The organism is Ruegeria faecimaris (assembly GCF_900182615.1).
Taxonomy (GTDB): domain Bacteria; phylum Pseudomonadota; class Alphaproteobacteria; order Rhodobacterales; family Rhodobacteraceae; genus Ruegeria; species Ruegeria faecimaris.
Genome location: NZ_FXTE01000006.1, coordinates 113,826 through 130,214, shown reverse-complemented (window position 1 = coordinate 130,214; position 16,389 = coordinate 113,826). Strand labels below are relative to the sequence as shown.

The 16,389-nt window shown below is 59.2% G+C and carries 14 protein-coding genes; 6 read left to right on the top strand and 8 right to left on the bottom strand.

Annotated elements, in window-relative coordinates; all coding sequences use genetic code 11:
• Positions 1-11: 11 nt before the first annotated feature.
• Together FN806_RS12280 and FN806_RS12275 are read right to left on the bottom strand one after the other, a co-directional pair.
• On the bottom strand, positions 12-830 hold the full coding sequence (locus FN806_RS12280) for an ABC transporter ATP-binding protein (RefSeq protein ID WP_142637523.1): 819 nt from the start codon (positions 828-830) through the stop codon (positions 12-14).
• A 78-nt stretch (positions 831-908) separates the two neighbouring features.
• Positions 909-2,852, bottom strand: a complete 1,944-nt coding sequence (locus FN806_RS12275) for an AMP-binding protein (RefSeq protein ID WP_185956699.1) — start codon at positions 2,850-2,852, stop codon at positions 909-911.
• 575 nt (positions 2,853-3,427) lie between these two features.
• On the opposite strand from FN806_RS12275, the gene nadA reads away from it, so the two are divergent.
• Genes nadA through nadC form a run of 3 tightly spaced genes read left to right on the top strand, consistent with a single transcriptional unit; the run spans position 3,428 to position 6,906 of the window.
• Positions 3,428-4,480 (top strand): quinolinate synthase NadA, encoded by a 1,053-nt coding sequence (nadA, locus tag FN806_RS12270; RefSeq protein ID WP_142637519.1) that lies wholly within the window; start codon positions 3,428-3,430, stop codon positions 4,478-4,480.
• A gap of 6 nt (positions 4,481-4,486) precedes the next feature.
• Positions 4,487-6,055 (top strand): L-aspartate oxidase, encoded by a 1,569-nt coding sequence (locus FN806_RS12265; RefSeq protein WP_142637517.1) that lies wholly within the window; start codon positions 4,487-4,489, stop codon positions 6,053-6,055.
• Positions 6,052-6,906, top strand: coding sequence for a carboxylating nicotinate-nucleotide diphosphorylase (nadC, locus tag FN806_RS12260; protein ID WP_142637514.1), 855 nt, complete (start codon positions 6,052-6,054; stop codon positions 6,904-6,906). The genes FN806_RS12265 and nadC overlap by 4 nt, the downstream gene beginning before the upstream one ends.
• Before the next feature lie 41 nt (positions 6,907-6,947).
• Here nadC and FN806_RS12255 read toward each other — a convergent pair whose 3' ends face one another.
• The 5 genes from FN806_RS12255 to FN806_RS12235 form a co-directional block, all read right to left on the bottom strand.
• Positions 6,948-7,922, bottom strand: a complete 975-nt coding sequence (locus FN806_RS12255; RefSeq protein WP_142637512.1) for a hypothetical protein — start codon at positions 7,920-7,922, stop codon at positions 6,948-6,950.
• Between the two features lie 91 nt (positions 7,923-8,013).
• Complete coding sequence (locus tag FN806_RS12250; protein ID WP_142637510.1) at positions 8,014-8,466, bottom strand: SRPBCC family protein; 453 nt, start codon at positions 8,464-8,466, stop codon at positions 8,014-8,016.
• Positions 8,467-8,610: 144 nt separating this feature from the next.
• Positions 8,611-10,149, bottom strand: a complete 1,539-nt coding sequence (locus FN806_RS12245; protein WP_142637508.1) for a tripartite tricarboxylate transporter permease — start codon at positions 10,147-10,149, stop codon at positions 8,611-8,613.
• 10 nt (positions 10,150-10,159) lie between these two features.
• On the bottom strand, positions 10,160-10,591 hold the full coding sequence (locus tag FN806_RS12240) for a tripartite tricarboxylate transporter TctB family protein (protein WP_142637505.1): 432 nt from the start codon (positions 10,589-10,591) through the stop codon (positions 10,160-10,162).
• Positions 10,592-10,677: 86 nt separating this feature from the next.
• Positions 10,678-11,646 (bottom strand): Bug family tripartite tricarboxylate transporter substrate binding protein, encoded by a 969-nt coding sequence (locus FN806_RS12235; protein WP_142637503.1) that lies wholly within the window; start codon positions 11,644-11,646, stop codon positions 10,678-10,680.
• Between the two features lie 147 nt (positions 11,647-11,793).
• Between FN806_RS12235 and FN806_RS12230 the strand changes: the two genes are divergently transcribed.
• The 3 genes from FN806_RS12230 to FN806_RS12220 are packed head-to-tail and all read left to right on the top strand — an operon-like array spanning position 11,794 to position 14,886.
• Positions 11,794-12,465 (top strand): response regulator transcription factor, encoded by a 672-nt coding sequence (locus FN806_RS12230; RefSeq protein WP_142637501.1) that lies wholly within the window; start codon positions 11,794-11,796, stop codon positions 12,463-12,465.
• Positions 12,458-13,855 carry a sensor histidine kinase gene (locus tag FN806_RS12225; protein WP_142637499.1) on the top strand — a complete coding sequence of 466 codons (1,398 nt, stop codon included), beginning with the start codon at positions 12,458-12,460 and terminating at the stop codon, positions 13,853-13,855. The genes FN806_RS12230 and FN806_RS12225 overlap by 8 nt, the downstream gene beginning before the upstream one ends.
• Entirely contained in the window at positions 13,852-14,886 is a 1,035-nt protein-coding gene (locus FN806_RS12220) for an ABC transporter substrate-binding protein (protein WP_142637498.1), read from the top strand. The genes FN806_RS12225 and FN806_RS12220 overlap by 4 nt, the downstream gene beginning before the upstream one ends.
• On the opposite strand, the gene FN806_RS12215 is transcribed toward FN806_RS12220, so the two are convergent.
• The gene (locus FN806_RS12215; RefSeq protein ID WP_142637496.1) at positions 14,883-16,379 is read right to left on the bottom strand and encodes a heme biosynthesis protein HemY; all 1,497 of its coding nucleotides are present in this window, start codon (positions 16,377-16,379) and stop codon (positions 14,883-14,885) included. The genes FN806_RS12220 and FN806_RS12215 overlap by 4 nt on opposite strands.
• Between the last annotated feature and the right edge of the window lie 10 nt (positions 16,380-16,389).

Sequence of the window (16,389 nt, the reverse complement as noted above, 5' to 3'; positions counted from 1 at the left end):
CGTTCCGTAGATCAGTCATGGCTCACCCCCAGATAGGCATCGATGACTTCCTGATTGTTGCGCACCTCATCAGGCGTTCCGTCGCCGATCTTCTTGCCGTAATCCATCACGACCACCCGATCGCTCAGATCCATCACCACGCCCATGTCATGTTCGATCAGGGCGATGGTGGTGCCGAATTCATCATTCACGTCGAGGATAAAGCGGCTCATGTCTTCTTTCTCTTCAACATTCATCCCGGCCATCGGCTCATCCAGCAGCAACAGCTTGGGTTCAGCGGCCAGCGCCCGGGCCAGTTCGACCCGCTTTTTCAAGCCGTAGGGCAGGCGTGAAACGGGCGTCTTGCGGATATGCTGGATTTCGAGAAAGTCGATGATCCGTTCGACTGCCTCTCGGTTTTCGGTCTCTTCGGCCTCGGCCTTACCCTTCCACCAAGCCTGCTGCAGGATATTGGTCTTCATATAGTTCAGGCGCCCGGTCATGACGTTGTCCAAAACGCTCATGCCTTCGAACAGGGCGATGTTCTGGAATGTTCGCGCAATCCCCTGCCGCGCGACCTCATAGGGCCGCATTGGAGGGCGCTTGGCCCCGTGAAACCAGACCTCGCCCTCTTGTGGGACATAGAACCCCGAGATTACGTTCAACATCGAGGACTTACCCGCCCCGTTTGGACCGATAATGGCGCGGATCTCACCCTCACGGATGTCGAACGAGATATCCTTGATCGCCACCACACCGCCAAAGCGCAGAGTGATGTTCTTCATCTCCATCACGACGCCGCCGATCTTGCGGCCGTCTTCGGTGACATATCCTTCGGAACTATCCAACATCAGCCCCTCCTTGACTTACGCAATACACGGAATGGCGGGCGGGCGATGACCATAGGTCGAGCGGCGCAGGACCGGACTTCATTCCGCCGCTACCTTGTGTTGCGTGACCGTTACAACCGGCGCATCCACGATCTCAAGTGTGGCACTGATCGAGCCCTTGCGGCCGTCCTCATAGGTCACCTCGGTAGTGGTCGAAACGCTTGAAGACCCGTCGTAAAGGGCGGTGATGATGTCGTGGAATTTCTCTTCGACAAAGCCCCGGCGCACTTTGCGGGTTCGGGTCATCTCACCGTCATCCGCATCCAGTTCCTTGTGCAGCACCACAAAGCGATGCACCTGACAGCCCGACAGCATTTCATCGGCGGCGACCGATTTGTTGACCGCTTCCACATGGGACTTGATTGTCTCTAACACTTGCGGATGTGCCGTCAGTTCCTGATAGGACCCATAGGCAACGTTGTTGCGCTCGGCCCAGTTCCCCACGGCGGTAAGGTCGATATTGATGAACGCCACGCAGCGATCCTTGCCATTGCCGAACAGCACGACCTCAAGAATATCGGGATAGAACTTCAGCTTGTTCTCAACATATTTCGGCGCAAACATCGAGCCATCGACCATTTTTCCGACGTCCTTGGCGCGGTCGATGATCCGCAGATGACCGCTGCTTTCCTCAATGAACCCGGCATCACCCGTGGCCACCCAACCCTCGGCATCCTTGGTCGAGGCGGTCGAGTCCGGGTTGTTGTAATATTCGACAAACACACCTGGCGAGCGATAGTAGATCTCGCCCGTTTCGGCGATCTTCAGCTCGACATCTGGCGCGGGCACACCAACCGTATCGGCGCGCACCTCGCCATCGGGCTGCACGGTGATGAAGACCGTCGCCTCGGTCTGCCCATAAAGCTGCTTCAGGTTAATCCCCAGCGAGCGGTAGAAATCGAAAATCTCAGGCCCGATCGCCTCGCCTGCCGTATAACCGACCCGGAACCGGCCATACCCCAGCGTATCCTTCAGCGGCCCATAGACCAGCAGATTGCCCAGCGCGTATTTGATCCGATCACCAAACCCAACCGCTTTGCCATCCAGCAGTAACCCACCCACCTTTTTGGCATGGGCCATAAAATGGTGGAACATACGCTGCTTCAGCTTGCCCGCATCTTCCATCCGGATCATGACGTTGGTCAGCTGCGTTTCAAATACCCGCGGCGGGGCAAAGAAATAGGTCGGACCGATCTCGCGCAGGTCGGTTATCATCGTGTCAGCGCTTTCGGGGCAGTTTACACAGAACCCGCACCAATAGGCCTGACCGATGGAAAAGATAAAATCACCTACCCAAGCCATTGGCAGATAGGACAGGATGTCCTCATTCCGGGTCAGGTGATCAAAATCGGATGAGTTTCTGGCGCTTTCGATCACATTGCGGTTCGACAGCACCACGCCTTTCGGCTTGCCGGTGGTGCCCGAGGTATACAGCATCACACAAGTGTCGTCATAGGTGATCGCAGCGATACGCGCGTCCAGCTCGGCATCAAAGCGAGCATGACCTGCGCTGCCTTCGGCCTTGATGTCGTCCAGCGCGTTCATCTGGGAATGATCATATTTCCGCATGCCACGCTTGTCAGTGTAGAGGATGTGTTTGATCTGGTGAACTTTTTCCTGAATCTCGATGACCTTATCGACCTGTTCCTGGTCACCGCAGACGACATATTTCGCACCGCAATGTTCCATCACATATGTCATCTCTTCGGCGACCGCGTCCTGATAGAGCGGCACCGGAATCGCACCCACCATTTGGGCCGCAACCATCGACCAGTAATGCGCCGGGCGGTTCCGGCCTATGACGGCGATATGGTCGCCCTTCTCAACGCCAATCTCAAGAAACCCCAGCGCAATGGCGCGGATTTCCTTGGCCGCCTCGGCCCAGGTCCAGCATTGCCAGATCCCGAATTCCTTTTCGCGATAGGCCGGGGCATCCCCGAACTGAGTCACATTGCGGTGTAGCAGCGCCGGAAGAGACTGCATCCCTTCAGCGCCTGACTGCGTCTGAGTCAATCTTTTTCTCCTCCCCACCCGGCCCCTCCCCGGGCCGGAAATGGCGGGTCCGGGTCTGGCCCGGACGCCAACGCCCCGATTAAGGGACGTCGACACGATCAGCGTCAAGTTTTGCCTGATGTTTTCTCAATTCTTACGAAATGTAACAAGTTGGGCCGTGCCGCCCGGGTCATACACCTCGTCAGAGACCCGACCCGAGATGACCACAAACTGTTCCGCGAACTGCAAATTTGCAGCAGGTAAGCGCATTCATCCACGTATACCGGTATTGGCTTGGGGTTTTGTATGTTTACCGCGCCTGGAATTCACCGTATGCATCCCGCAACTGAGTAGGATATTCAGAGCGGTTTTTCATGCCGATTTGCTATGCATGTGTATCGACCGAAGGCATCGGTTATGCGGAATGATCCAGATCGCATGACCAAAACCGCTCGAATTGTGCGATCAGAGGCGTGCGCCTTTGAAATCAACCGTTTTCTTGGACGGTCGGGCAGCACGAATTCCGACCCCTTTCCCACCCCAATACGCAAGGCAGGACTGCCGAGATGAATGTCACTCACCAGAGCATCACCAATGTGCTTTCACAGCATTATGACCTGACACCTTCGACCGAATTGGTTGAGGAAATGCAGGAGACCTATGCCCGGATGGACCGGGTGGTGACGCCGCCGGATTTCGCGATCTATGCGCCCTATATCAAGGCGATCAATGCGCTTAAAAAAGAGCGGAACGCGGTCATTCTGGGCCATAACTACATGACGCCTGAAATTTTCCATGGCGTGTCGGATTTTGTGGGTGACAGTCTGCAACTGGCGATGAAGGCCAGCGACGTCGAAGCCGACGTGATCGTACAGGCGGGCGTGCATTTCATGGCCGAAACCTCGAAAATCCTGAGCCCCGAGAAAATCGTGCTGATGCCGGACATGGCCGCAGGCTGTTCGCTGGCCGAAAGCATCACCGCCGAGGGAATCGACGAGATGCGCGCCAAATACCCCGGCGCGCCGGTCGTCTCCTATGTGAACACCACCGCCGAGGTGAAAGCCGCGTCCGATATCTGCTGTACATCGTCCAACGCCGTTCAGATCGTCGATGCGATGGAATCCGACACCGTCATCATGACGCCGGATCGATATCTGGCGCAGAACGTGGCAAATGAAAGCCGCAAGAACATCGTGTACTGGCCGGGCTCGTGCATCGTGCATGAACAATACACCGCCCAGGACCTGCGCGATTTTCGCAAATGGAATCCGGGCACACGGTTGATTGCCCACCCGGAATGCCCGCCCGAAGTGGTGGCCGAGGCCGATTTCTCTGGCTCGACCAGCGGGATCATTAAGTATGTCAGCACCGAAAAGCCCGAAAAGGCGATGCTGATCACCGAATGCTCGATGGCCTCGAACATCGCCGATGAACTGCCCGAGGTCGACTTTGTCGGCCCCTGCAACATGTGCCCCTACATGAAGAAGATCACGCTGCAAAAAATCCTCTATGTGCTGCACACGATGGAAGGTCAGGTCGAGGTTGACGCCGAGATCGCGGAAAAAGCGCGCCATTCGGTGCAGGCGATGATCGACCTGTCGCGAAAGCTGGGTCTCTGATCCGAGATGGAAACCCTCACCACCGACCGCGTTATCATCGTGGGCGCCGGGCTGGGCGCGCTCTATGCTGCGCTGAAACTGGCCCCGCATCCGGTGGTGATGATCTCTCCTGAAGCGTTGGGCGAGGGTGCTAGTTCTGCCTGGGCGCAGGGGGGAGTGGCTGCGGCGATGGACGCTGATGACAGCCCGGAAAGCCACGCGGACGACACCGTGAATGCCGGTGCGGGCACCGTTGATCCGCAGGTGGCTGAATTGGTGACGCGTCAGGCGCGCGACTATATTCTGGACCTGACCACGCTGGGCACGCCTTTCGACCGGACCGCGGGCGGCGATTACGTGCTGTCGCGCGAGGCCGCGCACAGCTTTGCCCGTGTCGTCCGGGTCAAGGGCGATCAGGCAGGCGCGCAGATCATGGCCGCCCTGATCGAACAGGTGCACGAAACCCCGTCGATCCAGGTTCTGGAGGGCACCATGGCCCTTGGGCTGGACGTCGAAGACGGGCGCGTTACCGGCGTCAGCATTCAGCGTGCGGATAATGGCGGGTCAGCCCCGGTGATGCTGCGCGGGGCTGCGGTTTTGCTGGCCGGGGGCGGGTCAGGCGGGCTCTATGCGCTGACAACCAACCCGCCGCGTATTCGCGGGCAGGTGATTGGCATGGCGGCACGCGCGGGGGCGCTGATTGCGGATGCCGAATTTGTCCAGTTCCACCCCACCGCGATGGATGTAGGTGAAGACCCCGCGCCGCTGGCGACCGAAGCGCTGCGCGGTGAAGGGGCCATTTTGATCAACCGTCATGGCGCGCGGTTCATGCAGGCCATCCACCCGGATGCCGAGCTTGCCCCGCGCGACGTCGTCGCCCGCGCCATCTATGCGCAGGTTCAGGCGGGCAACCGTCCCATGCTGGACACGCGCGAGGTTCTGGGCGAGGCGATCAAGGCACAGTTCCCCTCGGTCGCCGAATATTGCGCCCGCAATGGCATCGACCCGGCGCAGGAACCCATCCCCGTTGCCCCCGCTGCGCATTACCACATGGGTGGCATCGCGACCGAAACCAGCGGATGCGCCAGTATCGACGGCTTATGGGTCTGCGGTGAGGCATCCTCGACCGGGTTGCACGGTGCCAACCGTCTGGCCTCGAACGGTCTGCTTGAGGCGCTGGTCTACGCCCGCATCTGCGCGGAAGGCATCGCCCGGACCCTGCCAACACCTAGCGCGACGCCGCCGCTGGAAATCACCTTTCAGGACGGCGGCACCCCATCTGACCCTGCCGCCGTGACAGAGCTGCGCCAGACCATGACCCGCTATGTTGGCGTTATCCGTGATCGCAAGGGCCTGATCAAAGCGCTTGGCATCATCGCGCGGCTAGAGGCAGCAAACAGCGACAACCCGTCTTTCCTGAACATGTGCGCCACCGCCACTTTAATCGCGGCGGGCGCTTTGGCGCGCGAAGAAAGCCGCGGCGCGCATGAACGATCCGATTTCCCCGACCCCTCGGCCGGACCCGGCAAACGATCCGAAATGTACCTTTCCCAAGCACTCGCCATCCGCGCGCAGGCCTGCAAGGAGCAATCATGAGCTTCTCTACCGTTCCCGATCTTGTCCTTGAACCGATGATCCGCATTGCCCTGATGGAAGATCTTGGCAGCTATGGCGACGTCACCACCCGCGCGGTGATCCCGGCGGATACCACCTATGATGCTTGCCTGAACGCGCGCGAGGATGCGGTCGTGTCCGGCATGCAAGTCGCGGCGCTGGCGTTTCGCCTGATCGACCCCTCATTGGACATCACCACGCATATTGCCGATGGCCAACCCTGTAAGGCAGGCGATACGCTGATGACCATCAAGGGATCGGCCGCCTCAATCCTGTCGGGCGAACGGGTGGCCCTGAACTTTGCCGGTCGCCTGACCGGGATCGCCACAAAGACCGCCGGCTTCGTGGCTGAAACTAAAGGCACAAATGCCCGCGTCACCTGCACCCGCAAAACAACCCCCGGCCTGCGTCTGGTTGAAAAACTGGCCGTGCTGCATGGCGGCGGGTTCAACCACCGATACTCTCTGTCAGATGCGATCCTGATCAAGGACAACCACATCGCAGCCGCTGGCGGGGTGCGTCAGGTGCTGGAGGCCACCAAGGCCCATGCCAGCCACATGATGGCCGTCGAGATCGAGGTCGACCGTCTGGACCAACTGGCCCAAGTGCTTGAGGTCGGAGGCGCCTCGGTCGTCCTGTTAGACAATATGGACAATGACATGCTGCGCGAGGCGGTGGCGATGGTGGATGGCAGGCTCAAGACCGAAGCCTCGGGCAATGTGAAGCTGGATCGCATCGCCTCAATCGCGGCAACGGGTGTTGACTATATCTCTTCAGGTGCATTGACCCATTCGGCGCGCACCGTGGATTTGGGATTGGACTTTCCGGTCTAGACCACGGTCGCGCGTCAGCACTGGCACATGGGCTACAGCTGCTAACCCTGTGCAGAAAGCTCCACCATTTCCCTGTGCCGGTCCCGCGCCTGCCCCTGTACACGCTTGACGAAGGGCTGAGGCAGCTCCGGGCCGAGACGTGTTCCATATTTTTCGCAGGATTTATCACCGATCAGCTCAGCGAACCTGACCCATGTCCGAAAGGCAAAAACGTCCCGCAAGCTGAGGATCGGTTTGGAATTGCTTGGTCTTTCCGGGGCAGGCATCGGAATGTCCGTGAAATACGCCTCTTCGATCCCGCTCCAATCGGATGGTGTTTCAAAGTCGTCCCCCGCACCCTCGGAATACTTAAATTCGGGGTATTCCATACTGTATTCAGAACATCCGTGGGATATTTTCGAATGAACCCCGGTGATCTCAAATTCCACCTGTGCGGCACGGAAAATCGCAAGACACTCTTTCGCCTCTGCGATCGACTCACAATAGATATACGCCTTATAGGGAAACTTGACCGCTTCGCGCAGCTCAATCATGCTTTTTCTGGCATTGTCCCTGGGCAGCTGCAGGTTGAGCAGCAAGAAATAGACCTGAAACATCCCCTCAAGGTTCTCTGGCAGGATCTGCACCTTGTAGCACTCGTGGCACAGTCCACAAATCACCTTGGTTTCTTCAAAGAAATTCAGGCGTTGGCCGCAATTCCCATGCTCGCCATTGATGGTGATGGTTTGACCCACATAGATCTGGGCGATGGGCACAGCCAACTGGATATTCTGTGTGTCCAGGGCTTTCATCCAACCAGAATAGGCGGCGGTCTGCCGTCCGGTGTCGACCAGGGCTGCCTGCCAGCCCTTTTTCAACCCGCCCGTCACCTCAAGCTGCGCTTTGCTGTAGGCGCCCAGATGCTGTTTCGGTAGGTTGGAGTATTCCAGCATCGTCACAAGCTGCCGGATGGCCTGTCGGTCATTGGGCTTGAGTGAAACCCGCTTCTCAAGACGTTCCAGCTGCGCGTAATCCATCACTCTGGCCTCCTGCTTCGGGTTTGGCCCGCCAGTTTTTCTTGTGATTGCGCCGAATGAGGTCGCCGTCAACTGAAATGCGCGAAACTGGCTAGCTGCCGGATTGTTCTGAGACGATCTCTCCGAGCCGGGTAAAGAATTTCCCCGACAGTTTCTTGGCAGTCCCGGCAATCAAACGGCTGCCAAGCTGGGCGATCTTGCCGCCGACATCCACCTTAGCAGTATAGGCAAGAACCGTCTCGGACCCGTCTTCGGTCAGGGTCACATCGGCACCGCCCTTGGCAAACCCCGCAGCCCCGCCCTTGCCCTCGCCCTGCAGCGAAAATCCGTCCGGTGCCTTGGATTTATCCAGCGTGACCTGACCCGCGAACCGCGCTTTCACCGGACCGATTTTCAGAACCACCTTTGCCTCAAGGTCTTGCGGCGAAGATTGGGTCAGCTCTTCGCAGCCGGGGATACATTCCTGCAGGATATCGGGGTTGTTCAGCGCCTCATACACCACGTCCCGCGGGGCAGCGATGCGGATTTCGTCACTGAGTTCCATTCTGGCATCCTTCGCACAACAGCTTTGTGCCTATCAATAACGCGGTTTTTGCCAAATGTTTCAATTTTTTGTTTCAGATCAGGATACGCGACCCCAAATCTTACCTAATCGGGCGCCACCGGTTTGCGGTGACGCCCAATGCGGTCAGTCGCTGATCGCGCCCTCTTCGTCGCGGCGCTGATGCATCTTGGCTTTGACACGCGCGCCTACAATCAGAGGTAGAACAAATCCGATCAGGGCAATGGACCACAAGCCGATGGCCAGCGGGCTGTCAACCAGCGTCCACCAGTTGCCATTGTCGATGGTGACCGCACGGCGCAGGTTATTCTCCATCGAGTTGCCCAGCAGCGTGCCCAGAATGATCGGCACCAGCGGCACGTCCAGCTTGCGCAGAACCCAGCCCATGACACCGAACCCGATCATCACCAGCAGATCAAAGCTGGACCCCGAGATGCCGTAAATACCCACAAAGCTGACCATCGCCACGACGGGCATCAGGATACGCGAGGGCACCATCAGGACGCGGGTGAACAGGCCCACCATCGGGATATTCATCGCGAGCAACATAAAGTTGGCAATGAACAGTGCCGCAATCAGGCCCCAGACCACATCCGGGTTCTGGGTGAACAGCAGCGGTCCGGGCGTGATATTCAGCGCCAACAGAACCGCCAGCAGCACGGCGGTGGTCCCTGACCCCGGCACGCCCAGCGCCAGCATCGGCACCAAGGCCCCCCCGGCGGCGGCGTTGTTGCCGGCCTCGGGCGCGGCGACGCCACGCGGATCACCGGTGCCAAATGTGTTGTCCTTGTCGACCAACCGTTTCTCCATCGAATAGGAAATAAACGAGCCCAAAGACGCCCCGGCCCCCGGCAGAACCCCCGCCAGAAAGCCCAGGAATGAGGTGCGCAGCATGGTCGGCATGCATTGCTTGATCATCGACATCGGCGGGTAAAGCCGCCCGATATTCAACTTGCGCCCAGCGGCATCCGATCCGCCATGACGGTTTTCCAGAAAGATGAACACTTCGGACAGTGCAAACAGGCCGACAATGGCGACAAGGAAATCCAGCCCATCATACAGGTGCACTTCGCCAAAGGTGAACCGAGGCACGCCGGTCTGGGTATCGACACCAATGGTCGCCAACCCAAGGCCCAGCGCAGCGGCAAAAGCCGATTTCGCCTGATTGGTCGAGGACACGCCGCCCAGCGTCATGAAGGCCAGCGCGAACAGGGCGAAATACTCAGCCGGTCCAAACAGCAACGCGATCTTGACCAGCTGCGGCGCCAGAAAGATCAGGCCCCATGTGGCCAGAAACGCACCAATGAATGAGGCGATACCGGACAGCGAGAGCGCCTCGCCCGCAAGGCCTTTTTTGGCCATCGGATGCCCGTCCAAGCAGGTCATCATCGCAGGCTCGTCCCCAGGGATGTTCAGCAGGATCGATGAGATTCTCCCGCCATACATTGCCCCATAATAAACACTGGTCAGCAGGATCAGAGACGGCGTCGCGCCCAGCCCCAGCGTGAACGCAAGAGGGATCAAAATGGCCACGCCGTTCGACGGTCCCAGACCGGGCAACGCGCCCATGATCGTGCCCAGAAAACAACCCAACAGGGCCAGCAACAGGTTTTGCCATGTCAGCGCGATAGCGAATCCATCGCCAAGGGATGCAAGAGTTTCCATGACGTTCCCCTTAGAAACCCAATGGTCCGCGAGCCAGTGACAGGCCCAGAACCAGATGGAAGATGACGTAGATACCGACAGAAGTACCGATTCCGACCACTACGCTTTCGATCGGACCAGATCCCAGCCGCCAAGCCAGGTAAGCCGCAGCAAAGGCGGTAGAGATTACAAATCCCAGAACCGGCAACAGCTCGGCATAGAAGATCATCACGACTACAGCGGCGCCGACTTCGACCAGCCGGCCCAGCGCGGGCCACTCGGGCTCGGCATCCGGGCGCAACGCGATGACCGCGCTGGACAGGCCAAGGATGGCGGCGACAATCAGTGGAAAGGCCTTGGGGCCAACCGCGTCTGACAGAAAGCTCTCTTCAATCGCCAGCGCTGACAGGGCAAAGCCGATGGCAAGAAGAATGCCGAAGACCCCGAATATGCGATCACTCATGGGTATCTCCTATGTAAGGGAAGTATGGGTCTGGTCGGGGTGCCGCGCGCCCGGCGCGACACCCCGCTCTCAGGTGAGTGCTGGTCTTATTTGATGATCCCGATCTCTTTCGAGATGGTCTGGATCTGACCCACGGATTGCGCAACAAAATCCTGGAAAGCTGCGCCTTGCAGGTCCAGCGGGGCCAGACCATTGGCGGCCATGACCTCTTTCCATTCATCCGAGGCGTAAAGATCACCGATCTTACCAACCCAATCGCCATAGGCCTCATCGCTCATTCCGCCAGGGGCGTAAAACCCGCGCCAGTTTGCGCCGATGGCATCAATGCCCTGCTCCTTGGCCGTCGGAAAATCGGCGAATTCGCCGGGCAGACGTTCAGGCGCCAATACGGCGATGACTTTGATATCGCCCGAGTCGACAAAACCCTTGGCTTCCGAGATGTCACCGGTAAAGGCTTGAACCGAACCAGCCAACAGCTGGGTCACAGCTTCGCCGCCGCCATCAAAGGCGATGTATTTGACCGACCGTACGTCCTCGATGCCATAGGCATTGGCCGCGATCAGAACCTTCAGGTGATCCCAACCGCCCACGGCGGAACCGCCCGCCACGGACACAGACGTCGGATCGGATTTGATCTGATCCAACAGGTCGGGCAGCGTGTTAACCGCGCTATCGGCTGCAACGGCGATCACGCCATAATCCGCACCGATGGCCGCTAGCCAACGCACCTGATCCATGGTGTTGCCTGGATAGGCGCCCTGCGCCAGGCGGGTCGCCGTGGCTGCGCTGGCCGCTACGATCAGCTCATTATCCTCGCCGCGCTTGTTGACGACCTCGGCAAAGGCAACACCGCCACCGCCGCCGGCCAGGTTCACAACCTGCATGGTCTGGTCGATCAGACCCAGATCCTGCAGAGATTTACCGACCTGACGGCAGGTGAAATCCCAACCGCCGCCGGGGTTGGCCGGGGCAATACATTCCTGTGCGCTGGCGCTCACGCCGGACAGGGCAAAAACAGCAGCCGCAATCGCGCCGCTTGTTCCAAACAGTTTCATTCGTGTCTCCTCCTCTGGTCTTTTTGGGCTGCGTCCTGCAACCGAAACCTGTTCCTGCAAGGGACTGTCCTTGCGGGCTGGTACTGTTTACAGAATAATGCTGTCACGAACCTGTCACAGAAATTCAGGGCAGGGCGCGGGGGGACAATGCGCGTATTGATGATCGAGGATGCCGTAGATCTGGCCGAAGGCGTAATAGCCCATCTGGCGCGGTCGGGCGTTGTCTGCGATCTGGCGACCACTGTCGAATCCGCAGGTGATTTCCGCGCAGTTCAAACCTATGACGCGATGCTTTTGGATATAAACCTGCCTGACGGGTCCGGCCTGAACTTTCTGGGCAAAATCCGAGACAGCGGCGACCGCACCCCAGTGCTAATGCTGACAGCACTGACTTCGGTCGAAGATCGTGTCGCCGCTTTGGACAAAGGTGCCGACGATTATTTGGGCAAGCCTTTTGACCAGCGCGAGCTTGAGGCGCGGTTGCGCGCCCTTGTCCGGCGCGATGCCGATCGCAAAAGCGAACAGATCACGCTGGGTCCGCTGATCTATGCCGCCAAGGATCGCAGCGCCACGCTGAACGGTAAACGCCTGAACCTAACCGCGCGCGAGGCGGCGGTCCTGGACGCCCTGATCCGGCACGAAGGTCAGTATCTGTCGAAATCACGGCTGTATAACTCGCTTTACGGGTTCGAAGACGCCGATGTGGGGGAAAACGCGATCGAGCTGTATATCGCACGGCTCCGCAAAAAATTCACCGGCAGCGCCATCAGCATTACCACCCAGCGTGGGGTGGGGTATCGGATCGGTCTGAATGACTAGGCTGCGCCTGCCCCACAGCCTGACGGCCCGCGTTCTAAGCGCGGTGGTTTTGATCCTGATTCTGGGCGGGTTTCTGGTTGGTCTGTCGATCTGGGCCAATGGTCGCCTTGCTGCGCGGCAGGCCTATGACCGGCTGCTGCTGGGCGCGGCCAGTGACATTGCCGAATCCGTTCGCATTCAAGATGGCCAACCCTTTGTCGATCTTCCAGTCTCGGCCTTTCAACTGTTGGCACAGGCGCCGGATGACCGGATTTTCTATGCGGTACAGGTGCCGGATGGCCCCTTCATCACCGGGCTGGACCGGGACACCGTGATTGAGGTGCCGCCACAAACCGGCACCACGCCGGTCTATTTCGCCTCTGATCTGAACGGGGAACCCGCCCGTTTCGTCCGCGTTACCCGCCTGTTTGCCGAGCGCGATTTCTCGGGCGAGGTGGAAATTCTGGTCGGCCAAACCCTGCGCGCGCGCCAATCCATGACCGTGGGCCTGATGCGCGATGCCTTGCTGCCCATGGCGGTGGCCGGAATGTTGCTGCTGATCATGTCGTGGTTTGTCACCCGCTCGGCCCTGCGCCCGCTTGAGGCGCTGTCCGATGACCTGACCCGTCGCGATCCTTATGACCTGACACCGATGGCCAGCGACGGGTTGCCACGCGAATTGCAGGTGATGCTAAGCGCAATGAACCGGTTCATGGGGCGGCTGGATCGGCAAGTGGACACGATGCGAAACCTGATTGCCGACACCGCCCATCAACTGCGCACACCCGTGGCCGCGATTCGGGTGCAGGCCGAGATTGCGCAGGATGATCCCGACCCTCCGGCCCGGACACGCGCGCTGGATCGGCTGCTGGGGCGCACCCGGTCACTGGGCACGCTGCTGGATCAGTTGCTGTCGCGCGCCATGGTGATCCACCGTATCGACAGCGCCCCGCGGCTGCCCGTCGACCTGCGCGAAGTGGCGCTGGACGTGCTGGAACACAGCGATCATGAATTGATGGCCCCCACTATCGAGGTGCGTCTGGAAATCGGCGATACGCCAGTTCTTGTGAATGGCGATGCCTTTTCGATCGGCGAAGCCGCCAAGAACCTGCTTGGCAACGCTCTGCGTCATGGTCTGCCACCCGTCCGTATTGGCGCCGCGCAAGAGGGCGCGCGCGCTGTTCTGTGGGTGCGCGATCAGGGGTCCGGGCCTGCGACCATAATCGCCGATCAGCTGGGGGACCGGTTCAATCGCAGCACAGGTTCGGGCGAGGATAGCACCGGCCTGGGCCTGTCCATCGTGAAATCCACCGCTGAGGCCTTTGACGGCCGAGTCGAGATGGGGCGGGATGAAACCGGGTTTCGCGCTGCGCTGAGTTTCCCGGCCAGAACAGATGAGAGCAGCACATGATCCGAGCCCTAGCCCTTGTAGCGCTGAGTTTGATTCCTTCGCTTTCGCGCGCCCAAGAAGCCATCGCAGAATTCGGCGCAGGTCAGGATCCGATGTTGATCCGGTCAACCACCGACATTGCGATCATCGCCCCCGTGCTCGAACGATTTACGGCGCTGAACCCCAATCTGCAGGTCACTTATGAACAATGGGGATCTAACGCTCTGTTCCAACACAGCCGCACGGTCTGTAAATCAGGTGAGAATCCTGCAGACATCGTGTTCTCATCCGCGATTCAACAGATGGTCTGGCTGGTGAATTCGGCCTGCGGACACCGGTTTCAATCCGACCTTACCAATGCCCTGCCCGCCGCGCGACGCTGGCGGGATGAGCTGTGGGGGATCACCACCGAACCCGCCGTCATCGTCTACAACAAGACCTTGTTACAGGATCAGAACGTCCCACGCAGCCGGTTCGCCCTGCTGGACATGATGCGAACCCAGCCGGATCTACTGCGTGGGCGCGTGGCAACCTATGACATCGCGGCCTCGGGTCTGGGTTATCTGTTTGCCTATGGAGACAGCCTTGAGGCCACGACTTTCGGCTCTTTGATCGAAGGTTTTGCACGTATCGACGCGGTGGCCACTTGCTGTTCTGCGGAAATCATCCGCGATGTGGCCAATGGGCGCTTTTTGATCGCCTATAACGTTTTGGGGTCTTATGTTGCCAATGCCAAGGCCCCGGGCATTGGGGTGATCCTGCCAGAAGACTATACTCTGGTCCTGTCACGCGCCCTGATGATCCCGCGCCAGGCGCGGAACAAACAAGCCGCCACGGAATTCTTGGATTTTCTCCTGTCGCCACAGGCGCAAACCCTGCTGGCAACTTCGGGTCTCGTCGCCCAGATGGACACAGCCGATACGGGGTTAACGCCCAGCGCCCGAAGGTTCATCGCCCTGTCGCCGGCCCTATTGGTTGCCAGAGATCAGAACCGACGGGCCGAGCTGTTTAAGCTGTGGAACGACGCCTTCGACGTGGAAAGTGCGCGTTAGGTCTTTTCGTCGATGGCAGGTTCGATATCAGGCCGAACCGGTTCGATCTCTGCCTCAATAACCTCAGGCTCATCGGCCTCGTCGACCTCATCCATATCGGTGTCGGCCTTGTCCTCAAGCGCGCCAACGATCAGCGGCAGCATGTGAACACCGGTGGCCGAGGCGATCTCTGGAGTTTGAGGCGTTTGCCAGCTGAGCGTGTCAAAGCTGTGGCAGTTCTGACAGACCGGACCCCATTCCGGCTGAATGTCATGGCAGTTGTCGCAGACCCATTGCGGCCCGCGCGGCGCGTTCAACGCCTTTGCCAGCCAGCCCTGCACAACCACATCCGAGGCCCCTTCGCCGCGTTCAATCGCTGCCATCAGCGTGTAGGCGCGGGCATCAGCCTGTTTTTCGACCACATCCCCCAGCGCGCGGCGGGCTTCGGGGAAATCTTCGGCGACGATGTTCAACTCGGCCAGAATCAGACAGGTTTCCGGATTCTGCGAGTGTATGCGGGTCAACGTCGCAAAGCGTTTGATGCGCTCGGCCGGTGATTCATCCGGTGCAATATCGGCAAAAGCATGGGCCAGATCGGGATGTGGCTGTGCCTCCCATGCCTTTTTCAGAATCTTCGTTGCGGCACGCGGCTTGCCTTTTTCGATATAGGCACGGGCAGCCATCGCTGCGGCAGGCACCAAATCAGGGGAAAGGCGGTTGGCCTCGATTGCCTGTTCCTGCTGTTCTACGGTCGAGTTTTCGTCCAGAATGCCCTTTGCCTCGGACAAAGCGAGCACCGCATCGCGGCGCTTGAACACATCGCGCGGCAAATGCCCGGATTTCAGCTTGGCGGTCAGCGTTGATCGCGCCCCAGCCCAATCCTGCGACTTGGTCTGCAGGCCCAGCAGGATATCTTGCGTTTCCTGATGGCGTGGCTTGATGGCCAATGCCTTTTCGGCCAGCTTCCGGGCGGTGTCATCATCGCCTTCGGCCAGCTTCTGCTTCATGATACCGCGCACCCCCACAAAACGCGTGGCATTATTCGTCACCAGTTTCTTATAGGTTTCAGATGCCTTTTGGGTATCGCCATTCATCTCGGCGGCCTGGGCCACCAGCAGGTTGGTCAGCTCGGGTTTGTTCAGCAGCTTTTCGGCCTTGGCGGCCTTGTTCATCGCGATCCGCCCCTCACCCGAGGCAAGCGCCATGATCCCATCGGTTAATGCCTGATATCCGCGCTGTTCCCGGCTGCGGTCGAAATAACGCGACAGGGCTGTTTCATCCCCATTGAGGAATTTCAGCGTGGCGATCAGCAGGGTCAGCAGCTTGAAGAACAGCCAGATCGCAATGATCATCACGCCTAGCGCAATGACCGATTGAAGCGGAGCAAGCGTGTATTCCGTGCCACCCGCTGTGATCTGCACCCCGCCTTTGGTTTCCATAAGGAACCCGGCGCCAAGAGCCAACAAGCCGACAATCGCAACAAAAACAAGGATCTTAAACAGTGACCACAGCATAGCAGGCCCC